Annotated in this window: 28 protein-coding genes and 1 riboswitch; of the genes, 7 read left to right on the top strand and 21 right to left on the bottom strand. The window is 33.9% G+C overall.

Annotation, left to right across the window (positions count from 1 at the left end):
* Nucleotides 1-7: 7 nt before the first annotated feature.
* From EKQ63_RS09725 to EKQ63_RS09715, 3 genes are all read right to left on the bottom strand, one after another.
* Nucleotides 8-1363: an MATE family efflux transporter gene (locus EKQ63_RS09725; protein ID WP_087951910.1), complete on the bottom strand. Its 1356-nt coding sequence runs from the start codon at nucleotides 1361-1363 to the stop codon at nucleotides 8-10.
* A 136-nt stretch (nucleotides 1364-1499) separates the two neighbouring features.
* Nucleotides 1500-2330, bottom strand: a complete 831-nt coding sequence (locus EKQ63_RS09720; RefSeq protein ID WP_143880986.1) for a MerR family transcriptional regulator — start codon at nucleotides 2328-2330, stop codon at nucleotides 1500-1502.
* A 96-nt stretch (nucleotides 2331-2426) separates the two neighbouring features.
* Nucleotides 2427-4100, bottom strand: coding sequence for a ribonuclease J (locus EKQ63_RS09715; RefSeq protein WP_088328166.1), 1674 nt, complete (start codon nucleotides 4098-4100; stop codon nucleotides 2427-2429).
* A gap of 332 nt (nucleotides 4101-4432) precedes the next feature.
* Here EKQ63_RS09715 and EKQ63_RS09710 point away from each other — a divergent pair, with 332 nt between their 5' ends.
* Entirely contained in the window at nucleotides 4433-5596 is a 1164-nt protein-coding gene (locus EKQ63_RS09710) for a cation:proton antiporter (RefSeq protein WP_000393891.1), read from the top strand.
* Between the two features lie 132 nt (nucleotides 5597-5728).
* Here the strand turns inward: EKQ63_RS09710 and EKQ63_RS09705 are convergent, their stop codons facing one another.
* The 7 genes from EKQ63_RS09705 to EKQ63_RS09675 all read right to left on the bottom strand — a co-directional run bounded on the left by EKQ63_RS09705 (nucleotide 5729) and on the right by EKQ63_RS09675 (nucleotide 11919).
* Nucleotides 5729-7078, bottom strand: a complete 1350-nt coding sequence (locus EKQ63_RS09705) for an aspartate aminotransferase family protein (protein WP_143880985.1) — start codon at nucleotides 7076-7078, stop codon at nucleotides 5729-5731.
* A gap of 190 nt (nucleotides 7079-7268) precedes the next feature.
* Nucleotides 7269-8819, bottom strand: a complete 1551-nt coding sequence (locus EKQ63_RS09700) for a solute symporter family protein (RefSeq protein WP_001098247.1) — start codon at nucleotides 8817-8819, stop codon at nucleotides 7269-7271.
* 2 nt (nucleotides 8820-8821) lie between these two features.
* A complete protein-coding gene (locus tag EKQ63_RS09695; RefSeq protein ID WP_087951906.1) occupies nucleotides 8822-9163 on the bottom strand; it encodes a DUF485 domain-containing protein in 342 nt (113 codons plus the stop codon).
* Between the two features lie 234 nt (nucleotides 9164-9397).
* On the bottom strand, nucleotides 9398-10027 hold the full coding sequence (locus EKQ63_RS09690; protein WP_087951905.1) for a sterol desaturase family protein: 630 nt from the start codon (nucleotides 10025-10027) through the stop codon (nucleotides 9398-9400).
* Nucleotides 10028-10106: 79 nt separating this feature from the next.
* The gene (locus EKQ63_RS09685) at nucleotides 10107-10400 is read right to left on the bottom strand and encodes a hypothetical protein (protein WP_000286356.1); all 294 of its coding nucleotides are present in this window, start codon (nucleotides 10398-10400) and stop codon (nucleotides 10107-10109) included.
* Between the two features lie 19 nt (nucleotides 10401-10419).
* Complete coding sequence (locus EKQ63_RS09680) at nucleotides 10420-11052, bottom strand: LysE family transporter (protein ID WP_087951947.1); 633 nt, start codon at nucleotides 11050-11052, stop codon at nucleotides 10420-10422.
* A gap of 138 nt (nucleotides 11053-11190) precedes the next feature.
* A complete protein-coding gene (locus EKQ63_RS09675; protein WP_016717045.1) occupies nucleotides 11191-11919 on the bottom strand; it encodes a YqcI/YcgG family protein in 729 nt (242 codons plus the stop codon).
* A gap of 265 nt (nucleotides 11920-12184) precedes the next feature.
* Here EKQ63_RS09675 and cspB point away from each other — a divergent pair, with 265 nt between their 5' ends.
* Both cspB and EKQ63_RS09665 read left to right on the top strand, forming a co-directional pair.
* Nucleotides 12185-12382 carry a cold shock-like protein CspB gene (cspB, locus tag EKQ63_RS09670; RefSeq protein ID WP_001161727.1) on the top strand — a complete coding sequence of 66 codons (198 nt, stop codon included), beginning with the start codon at nucleotides 12185-12187 and terminating at the stop codon, nucleotides 12380-12382.
* Nucleotides 12383-12501: 119 nt separating this feature from the next.
* Entirely contained in the window at nucleotides 12502-12750 is a 249-nt protein-coding gene (locus EKQ63_RS09665; protein WP_000534391.1) for a DUF2564 family protein, read from the top strand.
* A 33-nt stretch (nucleotides 12751-12783) separates the two neighbouring features.
* On the opposite strand, the gene EKQ63_RS09660 is transcribed toward EKQ63_RS09665, so the two are convergent.
* The 3 genes from EKQ63_RS09660 to EKQ63_RS09650 form a co-directional block, all read right to left on the bottom strand.
* The gene (locus EKQ63_RS09660) at nucleotides 12784-12960 is read right to left on the bottom strand and encodes a zinc-finger domain-containing protein (RefSeq protein WP_000358801.1); all 177 of its coding nucleotides are present in this window, start codon (nucleotides 12958-12960) and stop codon (nucleotides 12784-12786) included.
* Between the two features lie 12 nt (nucleotides 12961-12972).
* A complete protein-coding gene (locus tag EKQ63_RS09655) occupies nucleotides 12973-13632 on the bottom strand; it encodes a ribonuclease H family protein (RefSeq protein ID WP_087951904.1) in 660 nt (219 codons plus the stop codon).
* 151 nt (nucleotides 13633-13783) lie between these two features.
* Nucleotides 13784-14269 (bottom strand): QueT transporter family protein, encoded by a 486-nt coding sequence (locus EKQ63_RS09650; protein WP_001026467.1) that lies wholly within the window; start codon nucleotides 14267-14269, stop codon nucleotides 13784-13786.
* Nucleotides 14270-14275: 6 nt separating this feature from the next.
* A riboswitch (PreQ1 riboswitch) is annotated at nucleotides 14276-14320 on the bottom strand.
* A gap of 132 nt (nucleotides 14321-14452) precedes the next feature.
* Here EKQ63_RS09650 and EKQ63_RS09645 point away from each other — a divergent pair.
* From EKQ63_RS09645 to EKQ63_RS09635, 3 genes are all read left to right on the top strand, one after another.
* Nucleotides 14453-15325 (top strand): aldose 1-epimerase family protein, encoded by an 873-nt coding sequence (locus EKQ63_RS09645; protein ID WP_087951903.1) that lies wholly within the window; start codon nucleotides 14453-14455, stop codon nucleotides 15323-15325.
* A 70-nt stretch (nucleotides 15326-15395) separates the two neighbouring features.
* Nucleotides 15396-15782, top strand: a complete 387-nt coding sequence (locus EKQ63_RS09640) for a reverse transcriptase-like protein (protein ID WP_000573871.1) — start codon at nucleotides 15396-15398, stop codon at nucleotides 15780-15782.
* A 13-nt stretch (nucleotides 15783-15795) separates the two neighbouring features.
* A complete protein-coding gene (locus EKQ63_RS09635) occupies nucleotides 15796-16701 on the top strand; it encodes a DMT family transporter (protein WP_142940647.1) in 906 nt (301 codons plus the stop codon).
* 2 nt (nucleotides 16702-16703) lie between these two features.
* Here the strand turns inward: EKQ63_RS09635 and EKQ63_RS09630 are convergent, their stop codons facing one another.
* The gene (locus EKQ63_RS09630; protein WP_001195212.1) at nucleotides 16704-16964 is read right to left on the bottom strand and encodes a DUF6123 family protein; all 261 of its coding nucleotides are present in this window, start codon (nucleotides 16962-16964) and stop codon (nucleotides 16704-16706) included.
* A 183-nt stretch (nucleotides 16965-17147) separates the two neighbouring features.
* Here EKQ63_RS09630 and EKQ63_RS09625 point away from each other — a divergent pair, with 183 nt between their 5' ends.
* Nucleotides 17148-17708 carry a cysteine hydrolase family protein gene (locus EKQ63_RS09625; protein ID WP_087994393.1) on the top strand — a complete coding sequence of 187 codons (561 nt, stop codon included), beginning with the start codon at nucleotides 17148-17150 and terminating at the stop codon, nucleotides 17706-17708.
* A 40-nt stretch (nucleotides 17709-17748) separates the two neighbouring features.
* Here EKQ63_RS09625 and EKQ63_RS09620 read toward each other — a convergent pair whose 3' ends face one another.
* From EKQ63_RS09620 to EKQ63_RS09585, 7 genes are all read right to left on the bottom strand, one after another.
* Entirely contained in the window at nucleotides 17749-18609 is an 861-nt protein-coding gene (locus EKQ63_RS09620) for a GNAT family N-acetyltransferase (protein WP_143880984.1), read from the bottom strand.
* A 578-nt stretch (nucleotides 18610-19187) separates the two neighbouring features.
* Nucleotides 19188-20735: a glycoside hydrolase family protein gene (locus EKQ63_RS09610; protein WP_140168444.1), complete on the bottom strand. Its 1548-nt coding sequence runs from the start codon at nucleotides 20733-20735 to the stop codon at nucleotides 19188-19190.
* Nucleotides 20736-20825: 90 nt separating this feature from the next.
* Nucleotides 20826-21878, bottom strand: a complete 1053-nt coding sequence (locus tag EKQ63_RS09605) for a glycosyltransferase family 4 protein (protein WP_143880983.1) — start codon at nucleotides 21876-21878, stop codon at nucleotides 20826-20828.
* Nucleotides 21875-22675: a glycosyltransferase family 2 protein gene (locus EKQ63_RS09600; RefSeq protein ID WP_087994397.1), complete on the bottom strand. Its 801-nt coding sequence runs from the start codon at nucleotides 22673-22675 to the stop codon at nucleotides 21875-21877. Before EKQ63_RS09600 ends, EKQ63_RS09605 begins: the two co-directional genes overlap by 4 nt.
* Nucleotides 22650-23864: an O-antigen ligase family protein gene (locus EKQ63_RS09595; RefSeq protein WP_143880982.1), complete on the bottom strand. Its 1215-nt coding sequence runs from the start codon at nucleotides 23862-23864 to the stop codon at nucleotides 22650-22652. The genes EKQ63_RS09600 and EKQ63_RS09595 overlap by 26 nt, the downstream gene beginning before the upstream one ends.
* 3 nt (nucleotides 23865-23867) lie before the next feature.
* Nucleotides 23868-25304, bottom strand: a complete 1437-nt coding sequence (locus EKQ63_RS09590) for an oligosaccharide flippase family protein (protein ID WP_143880981.1) — start codon at nucleotides 25302-25304, stop codon at nucleotides 23868-23870.
* A 37-nt stretch (nucleotides 25305-25341) separates the two neighbouring features.
* A complete protein-coding gene (locus EKQ63_RS09585) occupies nucleotides 25342-25980 on the bottom strand; it encodes a sugar transferase (protein WP_087951894.1) in 639 nt (212 codons plus the stop codon).
* Between the last annotated feature and the right edge of the window lie 6 nt (nucleotides 25981-25986).

The raw sequence follows: 25986 nt of genomic DNA, 5'->3' as shown, positions 1-25986 counted from the left end.
TTCTTCATCATATTGCTTCTTTCTCGCCTGCCATGTTTAATGGCACAGGATGTTTCATACGATTCATCGTAAATACGATAATCGCTGTCAATACTTCAGCTACTGGCATAACGAGCCAAATTCCGTTTATCCCAAATAATTTCGGCATAATCCATAATAATGGAATAATAAATAGTAACCCTCGGCTCATTATAATAAGTACTGATTTTTTCGTTTGTCGCACTGATTGGAAGTACTCTCCATACACAATGTTATAACCTAAAAATACATATTGGATAAAGAACAAGCTAATACCTGTTAATGTTAACTCCAATAACTCTGGAGATTGAACATCAAATAGACCAATAATATATTTCCCGAAGAATAATCCGACAATTATTGCAACGCCTCCAAGTACAACTGCAATTTTCACTGCAAACTGCAATCCTTCACGCAATCTTTCTGATAAATTTGCACCGTAATGAAAACTAGCAATTGGTTGTAACGCTGCTCCAACGCCGAAGAATAATAGTAATGTCATCGCATGAATACTATTCACCATCGCATAAGAAGCAACTCCTACTTCTCCTGCATATTGAACGAATGCAATATTAAAACCAATCGTTACAATCGCTACTGTACTTTCTGCTGTAAAACTTGGAAAACCTATTATCATAATTTGTTTAACTGTATCCCATTCAAAATGGAATTTCGTCCATTTTAAAATACTACTTTTTCTAAAGAAGTGCGTTAATAATACAAGGAAACCAATCGCTGCCGAAAGAATAGTTGCTGAAGCAGCTCCTGTTACGCCCCATTTAAAGATGAAAATAAAGATATAGTCAAACACTATATTTAATACAGCTGTTACAACTAAACCTGCCATTGCTAAATTTGGATTTCCATCATTTCGTATAAATGTACTTAAAATATTTTCTAAAACATATATCATTCCAAATGTTAATAATACGTGTAAATAATCTAACGCATACGGTAAAATCACTTCATTTGCACCGAATAAGTATGCTAAATCCTCTATTCTCCATAAGCAAATAGCCGCTAAAACACCTACGATAACAACTGCTACCGTCATAGATTGAGTAAAAATAGACCTTGCTCTTTCAATTTTATTTTCACCTAATGCAATGGAATATAACGTTGCCCCGCCCATCCCAATCCATAATGAAATAGAGAAGAAAATTGAAAACGCTGGAATAGCCACGTTTACTCCTGCCAATCCAGTTGCTCCAACTCCCCGACTAATCATTACCGCATCAATTACAATATTAACCGACATTAATACCATTCCTAGAACAGCTGGTATTAAATAAGAAATAAATAAACTTTTAATTGGTTTTTCTCTTAATTTTTCTGTTGCTTCCATACTATTATGCTCCTTTTTCAACTCTCTGTTCACAGTTTAAACCTTCAAGTAACTTGAAGGTCAAGAGAGAATTAAAAATAGGTAACTGAATTATATGAATGAATGTAAATTTGTAATCAATTCAAAGGTTTTCATCTTATTTTTTTACTACAGGAATTTGAATTTCTGTTACTTGCTCCTCTGGATTTTCTGTTACAGACCAATCGATTAATCCAATCTCAATCGAATCTCCCTGTACTTCATAACCTTCTTTATCAATGTATGTAAGTAACTCCTTGTACGTTGCATCTGTTTCTTCATACGGTCCATGATGATAAGAACAAGCATATAAACCTTCTTTAATTTCATCTGAAGTATGCACTTCATACGGCATATAATCCAAAAGAATAAATACGCTACTATATGCTTGAAACTCCTTTTGCATTAATGCTTTTTTTGAAATTGTCACACCTATATCTCCTGAAAATAGACTATCATCCATTTGTCTCATATTTTTTTGCAACGAATGGATGTAGTACTCAAACATGTCATCCGTCGTATTTGGAGCAACTGCAATGGCTGTAATTTTTCGCCGCGGGATCTCTTTCATTACCATTTGTTTAGCTTTTGCTTTTGTTGCTTCCTTAATCAAATGAATTCTATGCTCCATTTTCGCCAAAGCATACTCAATTTCTCTTTGTTTTTTCAACATCATTTCTTGTTGTTTTTCCAACAAATTGAGTGCGTATGCTGGATTTCTTTCATCAATATATTTCTTAATTTCCTTTAATGGAATATTTAATTGGCGTAAAAACTTAATCGTATCTAATAGTGAAAATTGATCGATTGTGTAATAGCGATAATTTGTTTGTGGGTCCACAATGGACGGATGAAAAATTCCTTTTTCATCATAATAACGTAAAGTAGATTCCGCTATATTATGCATTTTTGCCATTTCTCCAATTGTAAAGCGTTTGTTTAATAACATCTTTTATTCCCTTCCATTTCTATTTATTTCATTATATGTTCATTCTATCTTCAAAACAAAAAAGAATTCCCTTAAGAGAATTCTTTTTATACATTATTACACCTCTATAATTATAGGAAGAATCATCGGTTTTCTTTTCGTACTCGTATATATATACTTCCCTAAAGCTTCTCTTACTTCTCTTTTCAAAATACCCCAGCTATTCACTTTCTCTTTCTTTATATTATTAATCGTAATAACAGCTAATTTATTTAATTCCTTCAAAAATTCTTCTGAATCACGAACATAGACGAATCCACGAGAAATAATATCAGGACCTGAAATTATTTCTCCATCCACTTTATTAAAAGTAATAACTATAACGAGCATTCCATCTTCTGAAAGTTGTTTTCGATCACGTAATAATGCATTTCCAACATCACCAATTCCTAATCCATCTACATATATATTTCCTGCTTGTATTTTTCTCGATTGAATTGCCACTTGATTACTTATATCTACAACATCTCCATTACGAACGATAAAGATATTTTCTTTTTCGACACCAATTGATTCCGCTAGCAAGCTATGGTGATGTAGCATTCTAAACTCTCCATGAATGGGGATAAAATATTTTGGCTTCATTAATGTGAGCATTAACTTTAATTCTTCTTGATATGCATGGCCAGATACATGGACTCCAGTAGAACTGCCTGATCCGTAAATCACTCTTGCCCCTAATGCAAATAAGTTATCGATAATTCGCGAAACATTACGTTCATTTCCTGGAATAGGAGTCGCAGCTATAATAACTGTATCTTCTGGTAAAACATCTACTTGCCTATAGTTTCCACTAGCTAAACGCGCTAAAGCTGCCATTGGTTCTCCTTGACTTCCTGTACAAAGTATTGCGACCTGCTTTGGATCTAAATTATTTACCTCATTTGCTTCAATTAGCATACCATCTGGAATATTTAGATACCCTTTCTCTAGAGCAACTTCTACTACATTTACCATACTTCTGCCGAGCAAAGCCAGTTTTCGATTTGTTTTTATACAAGCTTCAACTATTTGCTGAACACGATTCACATTAGAAGCAAAAGTAGAAATAATCACTTTCCTATTTGCTTTCATAAATATTTCCTCTATCCGTTCCCCTACCGACCTTTCTGATGGGGTAAATCCAGGTCGTTCTGCATTTGTACTTTCAGATAGTAAAGCTAATACACCTTCACTACCTATTTTAGCCATTTTATGAATATCAGGATGTTGATTATTAACTGGTGTTAAATCAAATTTAAAATCACCTGTATGTACTATAGTACCTTCTGGTGTATGAAAAACAATACCGAGGCAATCTGGAATACTATGATTCGTTTTAAAGAAAGTTGTCTTAATAGCACCGAAATCAATTTCTGATTCTGAATGAATAACGATTAATTCTGTATCATCTTGAAGGTTATGTTCCTTTAATTTAATTTCAATTAAACCTAACGTTAACTTCGTAGCATAGATTGGTACGTTTAGTTGTTTTAAAAAATATGGTATTCCGCCAATATGGTCTTCATGTCCATGCGTCACGACTAATCCGCGAATTTTTTCTTTATTTTCTTGTAAGTAGGTGACATCTGGAATGATTAAATCAATTCCTAATAAACTTTCATCTGGAAATTTTGATCCACAGTCAATAACGACAATATCATTTTCAAATTGAATAACATACATATTTTTCCCTATTTCATTTACTCCACCTAAAGCAACGATAGACAAGTTGTTTTTTAATGACTTCAAATGATAAGTCCTCCCTTTCACATTTATAATTCGTGAAATAGCATTTAGGCTTTATTATTTGTAATGAAAAAGGACTTCATACCATTTCATACATATATAAATTCACACGCTACTCTTATATGTATATCCCCAATTACACAGTCTCTCTCTAAAAAAGCCCCCATTTTTTCATTGATTTTTTGTAAAATCTATTATATATTAATTACAGGTTCAAATTACGAGTTCAAAAGAACTTGTAATAAGACCTTTTGTTTAATGGGTTTTACATATTTTCATTAGGCAAATTCCGAGAAATCGTATGATAAAAATAAAAATGATAAGGAGAGGATCCGATGGAATTCGAATTTTTCTTTCAAATTGCACTTATTTTATTAAGTACAAAGCTTGCTGGTGATCTTAGTGTTAGATTAGGTCAACCTTCTGTACTAGGTAAATTAATTGTCGGTATCGTTATCGGTCCAGCTGTATTAGGTTGGATTGAAAATTCAGAGCTTCTAACACAATTAAGTAATGTCGGTGTTATTCTTTTAATGTTTATGGCAGGACTTGAAACAGACTTAGAAGAATTAAACGCAAATCGTAATTCTTCTTTAGCTGTTGCACTTGGAGGTATCATTCTTCCATTCGTAGGTGGTTACGTTTCTGGTCTTGTTATGGGAATGGAACAAGGGAATGCTGTATTTTTAGGATTACTTCTATGTGCGACAAGTGTTAGTATTTCCGTACAAACACTTCGCGATTTAGGAAAGATGAAAACACGTGAAAGTACAACTATGCTGGGCGCAGCTGTATTTGATGACATTCTTGTCGTTATTTTATTAGCATTTGCAATGAGCTTCTTAGGTACAGACGATGTTAACTTAACAATGATTATCTTGAAGAAAGTTGTATTCTTCGCTTCTATTATTTTAATCGGCTGGAAAGGTGTTCCTGCGATTATGCGCTGGTTATCACCACTACGCGTATCTGAGTCTATCGTGAGCGCGGCTCTTATCATCTGTTTCTCATTCGCATATTTCGGCGAATTATTAGGAATTGCTGGTATTATCGGTGCTTTCGCAGCTGGTATCGCTATTTCTCAAACGAATTACAAACATGAAGTAGAAAAAAAAGTAGAACCAATCGCTTATGCTATGTTCGTTCCAGTATTCTTCGTAAGTATCGGTATGAATATTACATTTGACGGTATTGGCGATCAAATTTGGTTCATCCTAGCATTAACAGTAATCGCTGTATTAACGAAACTAATCGGTTGTGGCTTAGGTGCACGAATGACTGGATTTGATGCTAAGTCTTCTGCAATTATCGGTTCTGGAATGGTTTCTCGTGGTGAAGTTGCACTTATCATCGCAGGAACAGGACTTTCTTCAGGTCTACTAGCACAAGATTACTTTACAGCTATCGTTATTGTCGTTATCTTAACTACAATGATTACACCACCAATGTTAAAATACACTTTTGGTGCAAAAGATAAAGCAATGAAAGCAAGTAAATAAGTTTCATATTAAAAAAAGAAATTACTATCTTATAAGATAGTAATCTCTTTTTTGTTTTGTCTTTAAACGATCTTGTTCTTTTTTAACCAGTTTTCAAAAATAGTTCGTGCTGGTTCATCATCCATATCATTACTAAATGCGTTCCATCGCTGTCTTCAACGTTCCAACAACAAAGGCAATTTCTTCACTTGAAATAACAAGTGGTGGCGCTAATGTTAAGACGTTATTATATCCTGCTGTTGTCATACCGTTTCGGCCTATTATTAACCCTTTTTCTTTACAAGCATTTACAACACTGACAATTTTGTCGTTATCAATTGGCTCCTTCGTCTCTTTATCGTTTACTAGTTCAATTCCAACTAGTAGACCTTTTCCTCTAATATTCCCAACAAGTGGATGCTCTCCGATTTCTTCTTTTAATTGCTCTAATAAAAGCGAGCCCATTTGTGCAGATCGCTCAATTAAATTTTCATTTTCCATAATTTCTAAGTTTTTAAGTGCTAGTGCACAAGCTGCAGGATTTCCACCAAATGTATTAATATGACGGAAGAATTCATATTCTCCCTTTCCTTTAAATGCTTCATATATTTCTTTTTTCACAGCTGTTGCTGATAATGGTAAATATGCACTCGTAATGCCTTTTGCCATTGTAATAATATCAGGCTTCACATCATAATTCATAAATCCAAATGCCTTTCCTGTACGTCCAAAACCGCAAATCACTTCATCGCTAATAAGCAGGGCACCGTGTTTTTGACACGTTTCATGAACAGCTTTCATATAGTCTTGTGGCGGCATTAAAATGCCTCCGCCTGTAATAATTGGTTCCATAATAAAAGCTGCAATCGTTTCACTTAGTTCCCATGTCATGACCCGATCTACTTCTTTTACACATTCTACATCATAAATGTTCTCTCTTTCTATTCCAGGCATACGATAACAATCTGGCGGCGTTACATGTAAAAATCCTGAAGCAAATGGCTCATATTGATATCTACGCTGTGCTTGTCCCGTCGCTGCCATCGTTGCCATTGTATTCCCATGATAGCCGCGGTAACGTGACATAAATTTATAACGATGTGGTTCACCTTTTTGCGCATAGTATTGTCTTGCTATTTTAAAAGCTGTTTCGTTCGCTTCCGAACCACTATTAGAGAAGAAAATAACATACTCTCCTCCAAGCCATTCATTTAATTTTTCTGCAAGCTTTATAGCCGGTTCATGTGATTGTGACATCGGAAAGTATGATAATGTTTGTAATTGTTTATAAGCTGCCTCTGCAAGCTCTTTTCTGCCATATCCACTATTCACACACCAAAGACCACTCATACCATCTAAATATCTTTTTCCTTGTATATCTTCAACCCAGCACCCTTCTGCTTTTGCCCCTACCATTGTACTATTTGGACTAAAGGGACGCATTCCGTGCCAAACATATTGCTCATCTTTTGCTAATAATTCATCAGTCTGTTTCGTTTTCATCATTTCTTCCACCTTCCATAACAACTTATTTTTCACAAAAGCTGCGCTGGTACCATGATGATTTAAATTTCTCCCTGCTTATTTTCATTCCACAAAATTAAGACAAATCCTACTTACAAAGCAGTATTATTTACAAGAAAATGACAAAAGAAAAAGGAGCTTTTCTTATCTATCGAAAAGCTCCTCTTTTTTAATGCGAAGACGCGTCACTAATACCATGCCCAGTATTAGATTTCACGAGAATTTCATCAAATTTCGCTGCATCTTCTTTCTTACTAGATAAAACAGTTCCTAAATACGCTGCAAGAAATCCGAGCGGAATCGAAATAATTCCAGGTGTCGTATATGGGAATATCGCTTCCCCAACAAATATAGCTTTTCCAGCTACAGGGTTCCATACATTTGGGCTTAACGCTACAAGAACAATAGCTGATACAAGACCAACAATCATACCAGAGATGGCACCTGTTGTATTGAAGCGCTTCCAATATATTGTGAATAATATAACTGGCAAGTTTGCACTCGCTGCAACTGCAAACGCTAACGAAACTAAAAATGCTACGTTCAACGTTTGAGCAAATAACGCTAGTATAATAGATAATACAGCTACTCCAATAGACGCATAACGAGCCATGGATACTTGCTCTTTTTCCGTTGATTTCCCCTTGCGGATAATTTCATTATAAAAATCATGCGCAAATGCTGATGCTGCTGTTAATACAAGGCCTGCCACTACAGCTAAAATTGTTGCAAAGGCAATTGCTGATACGAAAGCAAATAAGAAATCTCCGCCCAATGCTTTAGCTAATAAAGGTGCTGCCATATTACCAGCAGGGTTTGCTTTCATAATTGCTTCATTCCCTACGAATGCCGCCGCACCAAATCCTAAGAAAATTGTCATAATATAAAATGCGCCAATTAGCCAAGTAGCATATACTACAGATTGACGTGCTGTTTTTGCATCACGTACTGTAAAAAAGCGAACAAGAATATGTGGTAATCCTGCAGTACCAAGGACTAGTCCTAAATTTAAAGATAGCGTATCAAGACCATCCTTATACTTTACTCCTGGATTTAAAAACGAATCTTTTAAAGGTGTAGCAGTTTTCATTTGAGCGAACATCTCCGTCACACTAAAATTAAACTTTGCGAAAACGATAACAGAAATAATAAATGTACCAGCCATAAGTAATACAGCTTTAACAATTTGTACCCAGCTTGTCGCAGTCATTCCCCCAAAAATAACGTACACTGTCATTAATGTACCAACGATTAAAACTGATGTCGTATATTCAATCCCTAATAATAATTTAATAAGTGCACCCGCACCAACTAATTGTGCAATCATATAAAAAATCGAAATCGTCATCGTATTAAGCGCTGCAACTCCGCGAACTTTTTTCGCATCAAAACGCGCCGCAATCATATCTGCTAGCGTGTACTTCCCTAAATTTCTAAGTGGCTCTGCAACTAAGTATAATACAACTAAGTAAGCAACTAAGAAACCGATACTATAAAAGAATCCATCAAAACCAGTTAACGCGATCGCTCCGGCTATACCAAGAAAGGATGCAGCAGACATGTAATCTCCCGCAATGGCCAGACCATTTTGCCAACCAGTTAATCCCCCTCCAGCCGTATAAAACTCACTCGCATTTTTCGTTTTCTTCGATGCAAAATAAGTTATGACGAGTGTACCAAGTACGATGATTAAAAATAGTGCAAAAGCGGTTGTATTCAAAGTCAGCCCCTCCCCTTTTGCATATCTTGCAGAATTTTTCGGGAGATTTCATCAAAGGATTCTGCTTTTTTGCTATAAATCATACATAAAGCCCACGTCATGATAAATTGTGCAAAAGCAAATATCCACGCCCACGTAACATCACCAAATGCTGGTGTATTGAGTACCTTTGAATACGATGTTAAAATAGGTAACGCAATAAAAAAACTTAAAAAGAAAATACTCATCGGAACGATAAACTTCTTTTTCGTATTTAATAACAACTGAAATTCTTCTGACTGAACAACTTCTGTATAATTCACCTCTTTTTGCAACTTACGTGCTGACGTATCATCTCGTTTCATTCTCTAATCCCCTCTCTTACTAGAAATACAATTCCCCCTTGTATACCTAAAGACTAAATTTTATAAATATTCAGAAACTTATTTTCATTTTAGACAATCCATACATTCCTGCAAAGATTTTTCGATAGACATTTTTCGGCATTTTTCCCTAAGTTTTTAATATACTTTTTTAACATAAAATTTACGTGCCAGTGAAACTTTTATACTCATTAAAACAAAATAAAAAAGTAGTGCTTATCGCACCACTTCTGTTTTTTTCTCTTTTTCTAAATTACGAGCTGTTTCGCTTAATTCAACGTCTTTTCCATCTTTAAGCGTTCCAAATATGAAATCGAATACTGGATTTGAAACACCAAACCAAAACTTTTCATTTTTATAATGGTGTAATATATGCTGTTTTTTTAGCCACCTACCAAACTTAGTGACGGGACGAATTGGCTTATGTGCAATATAATGTTTCCATTCATAAACGAGAAGCATAATAATCATTCCGATTCCGAATGAAAGTGTAATGGTAACACTTTTGGTTATCACGTATGATATAAATAAATATATAGTAAAACTCGGTATACTAAACCATACAGGCAAAAATAAAAGTTTTAAATCATCTGGATATACGTGATGGTCATAATGCAACCTTCTTAACATTTTTAATAAAAATACGTTTTTAGGTGGCTTTAAGTGAAATAAAAATCGATGTGTCATATATTCGTTTAGCGTATAAAAAATAATCCCAAATAAACAAGCTAACAAACCGATCCATGTGAAAAATTGCATTTTTAAAATAATAATAAAAACAAATAAAATACTATACATAATAACGATATCATGTTGTAAAAAGAACTCTTTCCCCACCCTCTTCATCTTCCTTCCCCCTTTTCAAAAAAACAGTCGCAACAATATCGTTACGACTATTTCTTTTCTATATCTTATTCTATACGCTTTACAAATTTGCCTGTTGCTCTATTGTCGAGAAAAAATTGTTCGGTCCAAATATATTTTGCTTTGGAATAATATGTTCCACCGCAAACACTGTTACTTCTCCTCTTTGTACCTCTCCAATGATAAGTCCAAATATTTCATGATTTACAGCAAACGTTGGTTGCTTTGTTTGTAGTAATCTTGCTGCATTATGAAATACTGCTTCATATAGTGGATTTCTATCAATAATTTCTTTTCTGATTTTTGGTGCTAACGTAATAATGATTTCTTTTCCGTCAATAGTGGTTCGATACATAAAAATCTCCCCTTCAATCTTATGTGAACAACTGTAAAGCTTTGTATGCAAAATGGATAGAATATCCTACTAAAATAATACCTGCTCCGGCTGTTATATAGCCAAGTGCTTTTTGCTTTAATAAAGTTCTGCCAAAATGGACAGAAAAAGCAATATTTAAATTCCATAAAATAATGCCAACAATAATACAAAGACTGTACAAAAAGGCTTCTTGTTTCGTTACCTTCGTAAGCAATGAGCTAAGTGTACTTCCGTATATACCAAACCAAAAAACAAGATTTAGAGGATTGGATATCGCAATTAAAAAACCTGCCATAAACGATTGTTTAAGACCACCTACCTCTTCCTTTTTATATTCCATATTCGTGTGAGAAATTCCTTGTTTTACACTTTGAAATCCTAAATAAAATAATAAGAAAAACCCTGTGCAATACATAAAAGCTTGTACATATGTATACATAAACAGAGAAGATAAACCGAAATAAATGAGAAGCATAAACAAAATATCTGCAGTCATTCCACCAATTCCAACAACCCACGCATGCCAAAAACCTCGTTCAATTCCTCGTTTTAACATTTCAATATTAATCGGACCTACTGGCGCAGCTAATGAAATACCTAATACAATTTGTTGTATAATTGCTCCAAACATCACTCTATCCTTTCTACTTCCTTTACTATTAAGTAATGATGTAATGATTAAAAATAGACTAGCTTTCATCAAAATATTTACTACTAAAATACCCTTTTTTATCCAAAATATGCAAAAGAGCCATCTAGATGATGACTCTTACTTTTCTATCTTATGAAGAAAAGGACATTTTCCTTTTAACGGTTCTACATCGTCTCCTATAAAGTATTGTTTCCATTCACGATGATCCGGATCACCATAATGACTAATGTTAGGATGTTTCGGCAGCTGATCCCACTTTTCAACTCGCTCGCGGACCGTTTGTCTAGAATATGCTCCTTTAGGACGATCCCCTTCTAATCCATCAAATATAGTACGTGGCTGAAATCCAATAACGAGAGAATTTCCTAAATGCCTAGTTTTTCTTTGTTTATAAGCTGGTGCATTTCCAAATGCAAATATCGGTTCCCCGCCAAATGAAAATTCCCATAAGTAATGGTCTGGGTCTTCAGGAATTTGCTTTGGCCATGTTTCCTTATCGTTTTCATGTAAATATTGTAGTACTTTCCAAAAGTAATCACGGTAATATTCCAGTGATTGCTCCTCACATTCCGGTTCTACAAAAAGAAAAAATCCTCTTCTTACAATTGGACGCTCTTTCATTAACTCTAAAAAAGATAACATTGTATGTGGCAAATGACTCCAATCATTATGAGAGAGAAATGAATAACGAAGTTCATTCTTTTTTAAAGCTGTTAAGCCGAAATAACACGGAAAAGTTGGTTCTAGCACAACACTCGAAAAATTTTGAAATTCCTTTGCAACCCAATTCGGTATGTCGTTTCTCGTTCTCATTCCTTCATTATCTAATAAATAAGACTCATTCATTCTTTCACCTCATTATGTATAGCGTTCAATTAAGACTATTACATACTCGGCCTGTCCTATACCTATTAAAAAATTTGGCTAAAAAATTATTTAAAAATACAAAAAAATAAAATCGCTTACTTGACTAAATTCTCCCAATTCGTGTATATTTAAATTAATCATTTAGCAGAATATTCAAGATTATAGCATTTTTAGTTTATATTATCTTTTCAAATGAATTTCACTAAATGAAAAAACGTAAATGTTTTCTGGGAGGAATTGTAACATGCAAGGAAAAGTAAAATGGTTTAACAACGAAAAAGGTTTTGGATTTATCGAAATTGAAGGCGCTGACGATGTATTCGTACATTTCTCTGCTATTCAAGGCGAAGGCTACAAAGCTTTAGAAGAAGGTCAAGAAGTATCTTTCGATATCACTGAAGGAAACCGTGGACCTCAAGCTGCTAACGTAGTAAAACTTTAATCCAACATATGACAGGAGGTTACCTTACTTGGTAACCTCCTTTGTTATTCCTTTGTATATTTCCGTTTTCCAGAGCAAAAACTATGTGAAATGCGCACTATACAAAGGAGGAATTATTAATGGGATCAGAAGTAAATGATTTTGAAGAAGTGAAATTCCGTGTAGAAACAGCACAAAAAATGGTAGGATCAGCGACAATTTCAATGGATCCAGATACATTAGAGCATGCGACTACTGCTGTAGAAGCCGCTCGCTCTCAGCTTGAGATTATGAAATCTGTGGCAACAGATTTAGATGAGCCGTTTTTAATAAATGAGGAAAAGAAATTAAGCGAGTGCGAGCATCAATTAAATGAAGCGAAGCACTAAAAAACATCCAGAGAGTTTTCTCTGGATGTTTTTTCATGACAACTGTTCCCCATACTTTTTCAATGTTTCTCCAACTGTACATTGTCTTATACAAAAGGAATGAGCATAATACTTACTATTTGTTTTTCGATTATGTTCTCGCAAAAAACATCCTTCACAATACGTTTCTAATAAGTCATTTACCTCTGTAATGAGTTGCTTTTTATCCACCTTTGCACCCCTCTATTCGGTTATTTCTTTATGACTATCAATCACTGTTCCTTCTAATGCTTGCGTAGCTAATTGATGTGCTTCTTTATTTTGTTTTCTTGATATAGGCTCACATACAAGTTTTAATTTCATTTGCTTCGCCTTTTGCTCAATTTGGTCTAAATAATGATTTAAATGTTCATCATAACAAGGCCATTCTCCAGCCAATTGCTGCAGTACAACTTGAGAATCTCCGCGAAGCGTGACCGCTTCATACTTAATTCCTAATTCCTCGAGTATATTCATGCTATATAGTAATGATGCATATTCCGCTTCATTATTATCATATATGCCTTCTATATATGCATTACGGCGAATTCGGTATTGTTTATTCCCTTTTTTATAGTATACACATATACCTACTCCAGCTTCTTTCGTCTGAACATCATACCCCCCATCAAAATAAACGAGTATTTCTTGGGGTTCTTCCTCCACTTGTTTGCTCAGCTTCTTCATTTCCTTTAATGACCATTCTGCAGCCATTTCATCGTAAAATAATAATGCTTTCACTCTTCCTGTTTTCTCGAAATCCTCCGCAAATTGAAGTGCTTCTTCTATGTTCATATAATCTGTCGTTAATTCCGTCTGCAAACCGCGTTTTGTTTTATACAACCAATGAATTTTATATTTCATACTAGATTCCCCTTATGTAAGACTTCTTATATGTATCCAGCTAATGAAAGCCTCACTTTATTTTATTATATTTTATCAAGAGCTAAAGAATTATATTCAATATTATCACATGCAAAAAGAGCTATCCCTATAGGAATAGCTCTTTCATCTATTACATAAATCTTTCAAATTGTACTCGTTTATTAATCCAGTACATTACAGGCATACCAATTGCCATGACAACAAATTCACCGATTGCACATGTTAACCAAGTCAACATAAATGGTAAATCAAATGCAAGATGAAGTTCAATTGCAATCATAAACATTGTAATTGTGAAAATAACTGTATTAAAAATCATACGAGCCCAAACACCTTTAATAAATCGCATAGAAATAATTGTTGCAACTAATGCAAGAATAGATTGCCCTACTCCAAATACTAAATCGTAAGCGATCATAGGTGAGAAAAAGAGATTCGTTAAAAATACACCTAATACAATTCCGTAAATTGCTTTCTTATTAAATACAACGAGATGATTAAACATCTCTGAAATACGAAACTGTACATTCGTAAAGCCAAATGGCTGAATAAGCATAGAAACAGCAATATATAATGCCGCTAAAATACCATTACCGACTAAAGTTCTAATATTCATGACAAAATCTCCTTAGTTTTTTTACGTGGGATGGTTTCGAACCACGTTATTCGTTTTTTAAGCAACAAGATTATATTTTACGCGGTAGCCCCCCTTTCGTCAATAGATTCCTACCATGAACTACCCTTTTTCTTTTAGACAACGTATAATGAAATATATGAAAGATTTAGGAGGTTTTACTTCATGACTGCAACAATTCAAAATGAAAAAGTGGTCGTTACCATCTCTGACAAAGGTGCAGAATTACAAAGCGTTCGCTTAAAAGAAGACAATACAGAATACTTATGGCAAGGTGATGCTACTTATTGGGGACGCCGTGCACCAATTTTATTCCCTATCGTCGGCCGATTAGTAGATAATACATACTACGTAGACGGTAAAGCTTATTCTTTAACACAACACGGCTTTGCTCGGGATCTTACATTCTCTGTAAAAGAACAAAGTGAAACGAAAATCACTTATATCGTTACTAGTAATGAAGAAACATTAAAAAAATACCCATACGAATTCGAATTACTCGTTTCTTATGAGCTAGACGGACAAATCGTTCATGTAACATACGAAGTGAATAACCCTTCTTCAAAAGAGATGTTCTTCTCAATCGGCGCACATCCTGGTTTCAATTTCCCATTATTAGAGGGCGAATCATTTACAGATTACCATCTATCTTTTAATGGTTCAGAACGTTTAGAAACGAGCATATTAGAAGGGCCTTACCTTTCAAATACGAAGCAACTAATTGCTGAAAGTACGAATGAATTGCCACTTACATACGACCTATTTAAAAACGATGCACTTATTTTTGAAAATATGAATACGGATGAAATCTCCATCCGTTCTCATAAACATAATAAATTCGTAAAAGTAGAATTTGACGGATTCCCATTTGTCGGCGTATGGACACCAGGCGAGAATGCTCCTTTCTTATGTATCGAACCTTGGTATGGAATTGCTGATGAAGTAAATCCAGCAAAAGATTTCAAGGAAAAAAAAGGAATTCAATCTTTACAAGCGAATGAAACATTTACATGTCGTTATAGTATTACAATCGGCTAAGTTACTCTATCCCCTACTTCAAAGAAACATATAAGTAGGGGATCATCTTATCATTTGGAGGTTTCTCATTTTGATTGAAGTATATATTGATGGTGCATCAAAAGGAAATCCTGGTCCTTCTGGTGCAGGCGTATTTATTAAAGGGGTTCAACCCGCTGTACAATTATCATTACCCCTTGGGACAATGTCCAATCATGAAGCGGAATATCACGCTTTACTTGCGGCATTAAAATATTGCATGGAGCATAATTATAACATTGTCTCTTTTCGTACAGATTCACAACTTGTCGAGCGAGCTGTCGAAAAAGAATACGCAAAAAATAAAATGTTTGCACCACTATTAGAGGAAGCACTGCAGTACATAAAAAGTTTCGATCTCTTTTTTATTAAGTGGATTCCAAGTAGTCAAAATAAAGTTGCTGATGAATTAGCTAGAAAAGCTATCTTACAAAATTAACGGGGGTATGAGTGTGAAAAAAGATTGGATTGCTCCTCTTGCTTTATTATTTGTGTCTTTTATTTGGGGAGCTACATTTGTCGTCGTTCAAAATGCTATGTCTTTCGTCGGTCCATTTACATTTAATGGTATACGATTTTTATTCGCTGGAATCATTTTATTATTCGTTCAAATGATTTTCTCAAAAAAAACTTCCAAACAAGATATAAAACAGAGTAGCCTCGCTGGATTAACCGTTGGGTTCTTTTTATGCGTTGGCTATGTATTACAAACATTCGGCTTACTGTATACAACTTCTTCAAAAGCAGGTTTCTTAACAGGGCTTAGTATCGTTATGGTACCAATCTTGTCTTTTATCTTTTTAAAACAAAAAGCTACTATTTTTATCGTAATTGGCATTGCTGTAGCAACAGCGGGTTTATATTTATTAACAGCAGGTGATTCTTTTCAATTAAACATTGGAGATGTACTCGTTCTCGGTTGTGCAGTTGCTTTCGCTGCTCATATTCTCGTTAACGGCTTCTTCTCTAAGAAAATATCACCTTTATTGTTAAGCACATCGCAAGTATTAGCTGTCGGTATGTTTTCTTCTATTTGCGCCTTTTTGTTTGAAGATTGGGAAAAATTATTTTCAGTAGCACTATGGACGAATTCTTCCTTTTTATTTGCTCTATTTCTAACTTCCCTGTTCGCGACATCCATTGCTTTTTTCATTCAAACATCAGCACAAAAACATACGTCTCCAACGAGAGTAGCAATTATTTTCGCAATGGAGCCCGTTTTCGCTGCCTTAACAGGCGTTCTCGTTGCAAACGAACAACTTTCTATTTCCGCTATTATCGGATGCCTCTGTATTTTCCTAGGCATGGTTTTTGTTGAATTACCTTCTAAAACAAAAAAAGAAGCGCAGGCTGCGTGAAGTTACGCTTGTAACTTCCGCATAAAAGCCTTAGCGCTTTTTTTATCTGTAATCTCTTCTTCTTTCAATCGTTCTAATAACGCAACAAAATAACTGCCATCAAACTGCAATTGATGCTTAATTGTCGCTTCTATTGCTGCGTTTACAATGCCATCAGATGCACCCGTATATCCTTGTCCGAACATAATAAATCCTTGTGCTTCCTCTGATAATTTAAATCCTTTCGTATGTAAGAATGAAAGATAATCTTCTACTGTTTGCATGTTATTCCCACCTACTCAAAAATTCTCCACTTCCTATCATACATGTTTTTATACGCTATGAGAATGAAATTTCTTTGACAACTTTGTAAATCAATCGTCTACTTCGCTTATAAATGGAGGATTTCTTTACAATATGAAGGAATATGTACAGTGGAACTTATTCCATATTAAAGGGGAGACATGATGAAACAAGCACTATTAATTATCGATGCGCAGCAAGAATTAATGGATGGAAATGAACAAGAAAGTGAAGTTTTTCGTAAAAGCGAATTATTATCTACACTCAATACAGCCGTGCAGAAAGCAATCGATTCAAATGCCCTTATTGTTTTCGTAAGAGATATCGATGTTGCTTCTGGTAGCGGCGTAGGCTTTGAAGTACATAATGAAATTCAAGTACCTCAGTCTGCAATCCTTATTAATAAAGCAGCCACAAACGCATTCTATGGCACTTCTTTACTTGAACTTTTAAAAGAAGAAAAGATTAACCATATTGTTATCGGTGGATGTAAAACAGAGCATTGTATTGATACTGCTGTGAGGACTGCAACTGTACAAGGCTTTGATGTTACATTAATTAAAAACGGGCATTCCACAACTGATTCTGACGTATTGTCTGCAGAACAAATTATTGGTCACCACAATAAAACTTTACATGGGCATTATAACGTTGATCATTTTTCTATGGTGAGGGATATCGAGGAAGACCTCTTTCAGCCGACTCATGATCAATATCGTGATTAAATGAACTAAAAAAGAATCCTTACGTGAAAAGGATTCTTTTTTAGCCAAAAATTTGCGCTGCAATACTGTATAGTTCTCCATTTCTTTTCAATAATTGATCACTATTTTTCAACATAATGGGTGGTATATTCGCCCTTTTAAAACCAGCAATCTCTAACTCTTTCAGAAAATCGTCCTTTCCTTCTGTTACATCTATTCTTAATCTCCCATTATGTCCCCTTGCTAAAGCATGTACAATTCTCATTGCCATCGCATCATTTTTAGCAACAACCGGCCCTATTATTTTATTTTCTGGTGTTTGTATGCTTAAACCGTAACCTAATACATTTTGTTCCTTATCCTTTACAACGACACATTGTTCACTTTGCATAATTCTTTTCTTTAAAAACTCTTTTCTATTTGTTCCAAACGCATATTCATCTAATTTTATTATTTCTTCTAAATCACACTCCTCATAATTCATCATATAATCTTCATTTCTCATACAATAATTATACACATTGTACGAGTTACATATGTATTTAGAAACATAACTTACTGCTCTAAATCCCAATTTTTCATATAAAGGCTTTCCCTCGTCCGTAGCAATAAGCATAATAGGAGTTTGAGCCGATACGCTCTTCATGCATGCACTCGTTATCGCCTTTCCAATCCCTCTCCCCTTATAATCTGGATGTACAATTACCATTCCTATTGACGCTAACGCCTCTCCGTATAATATAATTGCAGCACTTGCAATCAGTTCTTTTCTTTCATTCCATACGCCATATACAATACCTGAGTGAAAAACCGTTTCAATTTCTTCTCTGTTATAATCCCAGCCAATATAAGAAGATAATACTACAATATCGCCAATTTGTTCTTCCCTAAGACGCTCTACTCTAATTTCTAATTTAACCATACTCTATCCCCTTATCTAGACATTTCATTTATTCTTCCCGAATCACCTTGTACATGTTTCCCTTTATCTGTTCCTATTTTGACCACGAATATGAGGTGACAACATTCCTATAAGAATTAAATACAATAGCAATAAAAAACATACTGATGCAACATTAACCATATAAAAAATAGTTCTATCGTTATTTTTAATATTCCTGCTAGTAGTAGTACTAGTCTTTATGTAGAATCTATTTTTCGATTGAAAACCATCTATCTTATGATTAAAATATTACTGCTTCAAATCTCGCTACAGATCCATCAATCACAGTAACCGTTACGAGTAACAAAAACATCGTCACCTTTGTTCCAGAAAATCCAGATCAAACACTTCCAAATTTTAATTGCTTCTTTGACGGTGAACGCTTCATACGGATTACTCCTCGAAATGTACGAAATTACCTTTGGACTTGGATTTGGCGGGATTAAATGAAACAAAAAGAGATTGTAGTTTGGTTGAAACTAAATTACAATCTCTTTTTCATTCTCTTTATCGTACTACTTAATAACTCGTCCAAGCATTTATAACCGAGCATCATCTCAAGTTAATTTAGTCGTAATAAGTTGGCCAGCCTCATTAATCGTTACTTTCCATTTCGCTCCACTAGCAGTCTTCATGACGATACCTTTACTTGCTTCTATTTCAATATCTCCAAACATTCTTCCGCCTGTTGTCGCTAACCAAGCATTTCCATTCTCCATAGAAGACCTCGCAAACATACGATTAATTCGAAAACGTTTATGGTCTTGAACGTAACCACTGAGTGTAATTCTTACTTTATATAGTTGACTCGCCTTCATATTCGATATAATTGTATCGCCTACATTTAATGGAACATCCGATGCAACAACCCAATTTCCAGTTGCACTTAATGCATACTCAATTTTAATTTTCTTCGGGCTCTCTCCCCACCCAAAATACATGCCAAAACAATTCAGCATTTGGATTGGATTTTTCGTAAAATCTAGTTCAATCACAACTGGATTACTATCTGGAACATCGATATAGTTTACACTTTGTTCATCTATTAAATTAAAACAATTTGCAAGATTCCCACCGTAAGGTAATTTCCCACTTGCTTGCTTAACAGTATACTTCTGCTGAGCATTTACTAATATATCATCTTGGTTCCCTATTAAATGTGGTTTATTTAACGTAATTGGCAACTGAACCCGAAGAGATTCTTCATAGGTAGACTTACAAACATTGTATTGTCCTTTATCGACAATCGTTGTGGAAAGTAAATTCGAAAAAAGATAGTTACGATGCGAATTAGAAGAAAATTCAATGACAATCGGTTCGCTACTCATCCGGTACGTATCCCAAATCATACAATCAAATGTATTATAGGCACCCGTACAACGAATTACTTTTTTCGTTTGCTGTCTACATTGTACTTGAATATCATGAAATGTATTGCCTGAACTTTCATTTGGCAAATCACTATTTCCATCTACTTCAATCCCATACTGACATCCATCAATAAATATAGATTGAAATACATTTGCGTTAATCCAGCAAGGTGTATTTATATCATCTATAAATTCTGTCTTTAAATGTATTGCAGTTTGAAAGTTTTTAATTTGAATAAAGTTAACTTGAAAAAAACTAATATAATCCCATGCTTTTTGACAATAAAAGTGTATAGCCTTTCCTTTATATGACGACGTTGCATTTAATATATTTATATTTGATATAAGAGAGTAATTAGGAACTTCTATTTGTTGTGAACCAGAAACATACATAACTGCAGATTGAAACAGTGGATTTATAACTTGAACTGTACCACCTGTTATAGACGCATTTTGTTGCAGTTCAAACGCATTAAAATCTCCATCAATTTGCAACGTAACAGTAGGATCAAGCTCTAATCTTACGTTTGATTTAATAACAATCGGCTTTACAATTTTGTACGTATTTACCCCTGTAATTCTAACCGTCGAAATTCGATTCGCTACACAATAATTTATAGCTTGCTGAATTGCTAATGAACTATCATTTCCCGAGTTTGGAACTGCTCCAAAACAATCAATATGAACGCTATTTTCTGGTGCACAATCTTCTTGGGAAGAAATATATTCTGACAAAATAAATTCACTCCTCATATTACCTTTTTCATATAATATGTGAGTTTTATCTTAAAAGTTTCTATAATAAAAAACAAACGACTTCTACAGTCATTTGTTTAATTCATATAAATCTTTCGTTTCTTCTATCATTTTCGTTAACGAGAAATATCTCTCTGCTTTCTCTCGTGCTTTCAGTCTAATACCATTCACCTTTTCTTCATTCTCTTTTAAGTCCTCAAGCGCACTTACGAACCTAAATTCGCAATATTCAGATATCAAAACACCTGATTCTCCATCTATTACCGCTTCATTTATTCCGCCGACATCTATTGAAATAATTGGTGTTCCTGTGGCCATCGCTTCAATTACCACCATCGGAAACACTTCACGAAAAGATAATAAAAGTAAGGCATCCATATTTCCTATAAATCTATGTGGTTCCGAAATATTCCCTAACATCTTTACATTTTGCTGCAATCCATACTTTTCTATTTCTTTCATAATAGACTCTTTCTCTGGTCCATCACCAGCAATATAAAACTTAAAATCATCTCTCTTTTTCAACACATTTGCAATTTTTACAAATAGTTGATGGTTTTTTTCTTTGGATAATCTAGCTAATATCCCTACATGATAAGTAGATTCTGCCTTTTTCTGCCGAAATAAAAACTTTTCAATATCCACACCGTTATAAATCGTCTTTATTTTTTCTGCAGCTACATGCATTGAAATTAAATTATTTTTTTCAAACTCACTTACTGTAATAATATTGTTCACATATTTATTCATGAAATAACGAAAAAGAATTGGCATTTTCTTTTCTAATATCGTTACATTATGTTTCGTATACAAAACCTTTATCTTTTTTTTCATAAACTTTTGAAGTAGAATTGAATATAAAACCATTCGTAAACTATTTGCATGAATAATTTCTATCTTTCGATCACATATTTCTCTTCGCAAGTAATAAATATTTCTCAAATGATTCCATCGACTAAGCAACATGAAATTTTCTTTTCTAGTAAGAGATTCATATAGTTCTCCATCACCTGCAGCTGTATAAACTGTAAAGTTCTCACCACGCAAATTGCTTTCCAATTTACAGAAATAACTTTCAGCTCCTCCAGTTATCAATTTGTCTGTCATCAACAATATATTCATAATTGCGTCTTCCCAACTACATTGATTTTATTTTTTCTATAGGCATGAAAAGCATACTTACTAAAATAGTAAAAAATTTGCACCGCATTTAATCGTTTTTGTTCCTTTAATAATTTCCAATACCGAAAAGCCGCTCTCATTTTATTTCTCGAAACAGAATTTTCCACAATTCTATACTTCGCTAACACTTGCTGTATTCCTTTCGCTTCATGCCCTTCATGTAATAAGTTTAGCCATAGCGCTGTATCTTCCGGCTGCACATTAGGCATTTCAATATGGGAAATTTTTTCACGATCAATCATTACTGTTAAACAACCGATAATTGTATTTCCTGCCAAATGATAATAATCAACAGATTTTGGTACATTCACTTCTCGATTTAGTTCATTACCGTTTTCATCGATTAAACTATACGATGCATACGAAAAGGCCGCATTCATTTCTTCCATAAATAACAATTGTGTCTTCAATTTATTTGGCAACCATATATCATCGCTATCTAAAAAAGCAATATATCTTCCTCTCGCCTCTTCAATCGCTAAATTCCGAGATTTCGCAGCACCAACATTTTCTTTTAATGATATTAGCCTAATACGCGAGTCCCCTTCTATTATCTCTTTAATTTTTGTAGCAGATTGGTCAGTTGAAGCGTCATCAACGATAATCATTTCCCAATTTTCATATGATTGATTTTGTACTGATAAAATCGTCTCACCTATAAATCGTATACTATTATAAGAAGGTGTTATTACAGAAACATGAGGCGCCTTATTATGTGCTGATAGACATTTTACCATCTACCTTTCCCCTTCCTTCATATATTGAAATGTACTTCACAACTATTGCTAAAAATAAAAAGAACGCTTCGTTAATAATGAGTGACAATGACATCATCTGAAATAAAAATCCAATCATAGTCAATAAAAGATACGGTTTTTCACGAAATAGAGTATACTGCGTTAATTTAAACATTAATATGCATAAAAAAGCGCTATATAAAAGAAAACCAATTGTACCCGATTCAGACAAAATTTCTAAAAATGTATTGTGCACATATAATTTTTCATTAAATTGAAACTCATAATAATTCGAAAAATTAAACGCACCAATTCCGATATATGGATTGGATACATAATATTTAAAAGCAGCTTCCCATAATGTAAATCTTCCACTTCCATTATCATGCGAAAAATCAGAAATTCGTTTATTCAATATGTCATCCAATTGGCCACCCATTACACTATTCGATAAACTGAAGATTACTACACCAAACAATAGTAAACACATTATTATTTTTATTTTTTTTGCAAAACTAGATGTACATACATATACAAAAACGACGAGCACAAGTGCTAATATCCCTCCCCTTGAGAAAGTTAAAAAACTTGTCGTCACACATAAAATCAATCCTAAAATGTTCGTTATATTATGTAGGTTTGTCATATAATACATAAAAAATATTGTATTATAAAAAATAAAAATGTTAGGATCATCTAGCAAACCAATTAACCTTGGGTATCCTCTATCAACTAATAGTCCGGCAAAAATTTCTCTTTCTTCTCCACCGTACAATCCAAAGTGCTGTAAACCGACTATATACAGTATTAGACTTACAATATTAAATATAATTCCCACATAGACAATAGATGATTCAAGTGTTGCTATTTCAACATTTCCTACTAAATTTCTCATTATAAAATAACACCCTAAAACAAGTAACACACCAAAAATCATACGAATACTAGCATGTAAATATATAGAAAGAATTCCACTGAAACAATAAATGAAATAAAATAGTAAAAATACAACTTCATGAAAATATAGCTTTTGAATATGAAAGTTTTTAACTGTTAAACAAAAATATATGACTAAAAAAATCATATATATCTTCAGCGAAAATCCAATATATATATTGTATTTACTTAACATGACAAATAATATTAAGAGCATAATCCATTTCATCGATATTTTCATATTATTTTCCATAGGCTATATCCCCTGTTTCGTAATATAATCCTTTTTACGTGTTTTTGTTATAAACGAGAGAAGAAGTTTTTTCAGCTCATAGTCATATAGGAATATACCCACTACTACGATTAACGTATTAAGAACGAGCGCAATGAAATGATATGTATGCAATATATATTGCACCCCAATAAAAGTTACGCCAAAATAAATTGTATAAGGTATGACAATTTGAAATACAATTTTCCCCTTCACTACACTTACCGCTATATACCCAACTAAGGCTACAATTTCAAATAAAACCATAGCATAAGCCGCTCCTATCACTCCACCAATACTACTAAAGCTATAAAGCATAATCCCACCTATCACTAATGCTATACATTGCACAACCGTTCTTTTATTTTGACGTCCACTCGTTGTTAAACCATCAGCTATAGCAATATTTAAACTTTGCAGTGCAATGAGAAATGATAATATTTGGAGTGGCTCTACTGCATTTTTCCATTCCTCATGAAAAAATATAGAAATAAAGTAAGGTGCTAAATGATATAAAACTAGCGTCATACATATTCCCACGATCGCCATTAATTTTATTTGAAGTAAGTTTAATTTCGTATGCTCTTCTAATTTATTCTGATTATAATGCTTAAAGAGCACTGGATAAAACGCCCCTGCAATCACCCCCGGTACTTGATATAAAGCCGCTGGCATCCGATACGCCACCGCGAAAACACCTAACATACTTAATGGCAGTGTATAGTTAAGTAAGATAGGTGCTAATTGTGGCGTACCCATTATTAAAAAACCACTAATAATAAAAGGTGTTACTTGCCAAAACAACGCTTTATGAATTACAACTTTCATATTCACATTCGTCTTTCTTTTCATTACATATATACTGCATATACCACCAATCATATAACCCAATCCATATAAACGCGCAGTTATATAAACTGGTAACTCTCCGAAAATACAAAAACATGTAATGATACTGACAACTGCCGCTGATACAACTTTAATAAGTGCTATATACTTCATACGCTCCGTTAGCTGAAAGTAGGCAATCCCTATATTTTGCCAAGTTAATCCTATTAACATGAAAAACATTACGTTTATCATCATATAAATCAAATTTTTATCCGCATACATATAATGAATAGCAATATAGCCAATTATAGAAATAAAAATAAGTAGAATCATCCTTACCTTTATATACGACGATAAAATCATCTCTAAGTCTATTCCATCTTTTGCCCCTTCTCGAAGAAACGTATTCGTAAGTCCTAAATCTGTAAAAAATAACATAACAAACGTCACTGCTATAGCAACACTAAACATCCCATAATTTTGTGCATTAAAAAAATTTGCTAAAGCAATTAAACTCACAGCCTGAAGAAGATTAGCTAAAATCGTGCTATAAAATAGATGGATAATATTATTTAAAATCGATCTACCCATACCTGTTCTCCTTTGCAAGCAACCTACTTACATATATTTATCTTGCACCATTACCATTCAATACGATTAAAACAGTTTTACATAAAATATGAATGTCCATCTTAATCGTTTTCATTTCAATATACTCCATGTCCCATTTCAACTTTTCTTTTGGATCAAGATCATACCCGCCATTTATTTGTGCCCATCCTGTTAACCCTGGCTTCACAATTAAACGTTCCTTGAATTCCGGAATATAGGCATCAAATTGTTTATAAAAATACTCTCTCTCTGGCCTAGGTCCAACAAAAGACATATCGCCTTTTAAAATATTGAAAAGTTGCGGCAATTCATCAATTCTCGTTTTTCTTATAAATGATCCAACTTTAGTAATTCTTGGATCATTTTCATCTGCCCATTGCGGTCCATTTATTTCAGCATCTTTTACCATCGACCTTAATTTAAATACATTAAATTTCTTTCCATTCATCCCTAAACGTTCTTGAAAATAAATTGGAGCTCCTGCTGTTTCGAAAGCAATTATAATACAAAAAAACAACATAGTTGGCAGCGTTACTAGTAACAATATGAGTGAAAATATAATATCAAACAAGCGCTTTATACTTCGATTCAAAATACTGGTCTTTTCTTGGGCCGGAATCGTATACAACTTGGCTTGATTTGTTTCACGAATCATAGATCG

Source organism: Bacillus sp. BD59S, from assembly GCF_007363175.1.
GTDB lineage: Bacteria > Bacillota > Bacilli > Bacillales > Bacillaceae_G > Bacillus_A > Bacillus_A pacificus.
This window is presented reverse-complemented; position numbering and strand designations above follow the sequence as displayed.

Coding starts and splice junctions, on each gene's coding strand:
- EKQ63_RS09675 (WP_016717045.1), bottom strand. CDS start 11,919: ATGAATGAGTCTTATTTATTAGATAATGAAGGAATGAGAACGAGAAAC.
- EKQ63_RS09705 (WP_143880985.1), bottom strand. CDS start 7,078: ATGAAAACGAAACAGACTGATGAATTATTAGCAAAAGATGAGCAATAT.
- EKQ63_RS09605 (WP_143880983.1), bottom strand. CDS start 21,878: ATGAATATATTGTTGATGACAGACAAATTGATAACTGGAGGAGCTGAA.
- EKQ63_RS09590 (WP_143880981.1), bottom strand. CDS start 25,304: ATGGGTAGATCGATTTTAAATAATATTATCCATCTATTTTATAGCACG.
- EKQ63_RS09600 (WP_087994397.1), bottom strand. CDS start 22,675: ATGGTAAAATGTCTATCAGCACATAATAAGGCGCCTCATGTTTCTGTA.
- EKQ63_RS09655 (WP_087951904.1), bottom strand. CDS start 13,632: ATGAAATATAAAATTCATTGGTTGTATAAAACAAAACGCGGTTTGCAG.
- EKQ63_RS09630 (WP_001195212.1), bottom strand. CDS start 16,964: ATGCAAACAGTAGAAGATTATCTTTCATTCTTACATACGAAAGGATTT.
- EKQ63_RS09665 (WP_000534391.1), top strand. CDS start 12,502: ATGGGATCAGAAGTAAATGATTTTGAAGAAGTGAAATTCCGTGTAGAA.
- EKQ63_RS09725 (WP_087951910.1), bottom strand. CDS start 1,363: ATGGAAGCAACAGAAAAATTAAGAGAAAAACCAATTAAAAGTTTATTT.
- EKQ63_RS09625 (WP_087994393.1), top strand. CDS start 17,148: ATGAAACAAGCACTATTAATTATCGATGCGCAGCAAGAATTAATGGAT.
- EKQ63_RS09690 (WP_087951905.1), bottom strand. CDS start 10,027: ATGAAGAGGGTGGGGAAAGAGTTCTTTTTACAACATGATATCGTTATT.
- EKQ63_RS09680 (WP_087951947.1), bottom strand. CDS start 11,052: ATGTTTGGAGCAATTATACAACAAATTGTATTAGGTATTTCATTAGCT.
- EKQ63_RS09595 (WP_143880982.1), bottom strand. CDS start 23,864: ATGGAAAATAATATGAAAATATCGATGAAATGGATTATGCTCTTAATA.
- cspB (WP_001161727.1), top strand. CDS start 12,185: ATGCAAGGAAAAGTAAAATGGTTTAACAACGAAAAAGGTTTTGGATTT.
- EKQ63_RS09650 (WP_001026467.1), bottom strand. CDS start 14,269: ATGAATATTAGAACTTTAGTCGGTAATGGTATTTTAGCGGCATTATAT.
- EKQ63_RS09685 (WP_000286356.1), bottom strand. CDS start 10,400: ATGTATCGAACCACTATTGACGGAAAAGAAATCATTATTACGTTAGCA.
- EKQ63_RS09710 (WP_000393891.1), top strand. CDS start 4,433: ATGGAATTCGAATTTTTCTTTCAAATTGCACTTATTTTATTAAGTACA.
- EKQ63_RS09720 (WP_143880986.1), bottom strand. CDS start 2,330: ATGTTATTAAACAAACGCTTTACAATTGGAGAAATGGCAAAAATGCAT.
- EKQ63_RS09620 (WP_143880984.1), bottom strand. CDS start 18,609: ATGGTTAAATTAGAAATTAGAGTAGAGCGTCTTAGGGAAGAACAAATT.
- EKQ63_RS09645 (WP_087951903.1), top strand. CDS start 14,453: ATGACTGCAACAATTCAAAATGAAAAAGTGGTCGTTACCATCTCTGAC.
- EKQ63_RS09695 (WP_087951906.1), bottom strand. CDS start 9,163: ATGAAACGAGATGATACGTCAGCACGTAAGTTGCAAAAAGAGGTGAAT.
- EKQ63_RS09585 (WP_087951894.1), bottom strand. CDS start 25,980: ATGATTCGTGAAACAAATCAAGCCAAGTTGTATACGATTCCGGCCCAA.